The sequence below is a fragment of the Aminobacter sp. P4_D5 genome (genome assembly GCF_056401815.1).
Genome location: NZ_JBFUIP010000525.1, coordinates 1 through 854, shown reverse-complemented (window position 1 = coordinate 854; position 854 = coordinate 1). Strand labels below are relative to the sequence as shown.

Sequence of the window (854 nt, the reverse complement as noted above, 5' to 3'; positions counted from 1 at the left end):
GCATCAGGGCGTTCTGCGCGAGGTCGACGCGCCCCGCGAACTCCACGCCGCGATTCACCGTGGTGCCGGCGTTGAAGGTGGCGGCCGGCACCGAGGGGTTGGTGGTGTATTGCAGCAGCTGGCCATTCAGCACGCTGTTGAACAGGGTCAGGTCCCAGCCGAAGCGGCCGGCGCTGCCGCGCGTGCCGACCTCGGTCGTCCAGGCCCGCTGCGCCTGGAGCGGCACGAAGCCGGTGACCCCGTTCGCCTGCGCCTGCGTCAGGTCGGAGAAGTCCGGGACATCCATGCTCCGCGTGATGTTGGCGAAGGCCTGGACCGTCGGCGTGGCCTGCCACAGCAGCCCCAGCCGCGGGTTCACGCCCTCATAGGTCTGACCCAAAGCGACATTGCCGCGCGAGGAGGCAAGGCCGCCGCCGAAATCCCGGTAATCCCGTTCGTTCCGCAGCGCCTTGGCGCCGGCCACCAGCGCCAGTTCGGGCAGCATCCAGAGCCGGTTCTCCAAATAGGCCTCGTAGTTCTGCGCCTCCTGGCGGGCGCGCAGGGTCAGCACGCCCCGGCTGCCTGCGACGTTCGTGTACTGCAACGCGTCGTTGCTTCCCGCGTAGAAGCGGCCGCCGAGGATGAGCTGGTTGCGCAGACCTCCGACGGTGAACTCCGTGGTGAAGCGGGGCGCCACGCCCCAGTTCCACCCATCCTGATCGATGACCTGGAAGATCGGATGGAAGAGCCGCTTGTGCAGCGCCCACACATCCAGGTCGAACTGGCCGTATTCCGTGCGCCAGGTCGTGCGGTTGGCGATMCGCTCCGCCCAGACGTCGCGCGCCTGGTTGCCCGCGAGGGCGGCGGCGCTGGCC

The 854-nt window shown here is 69.1% G+C and carries 1 protein-coding gene; it reads right to left on the bottom strand.

Annotated elements, in window-relative coordinates; all coding sequences use genetic code 11:
• On the bottom strand, window positions 1-854 hold an 854-nt coding region (locus AC1DWF_RS33260; protein WP_476842766.1), incomplete at both ends, for a TonB-dependent receptor domain-containing protein.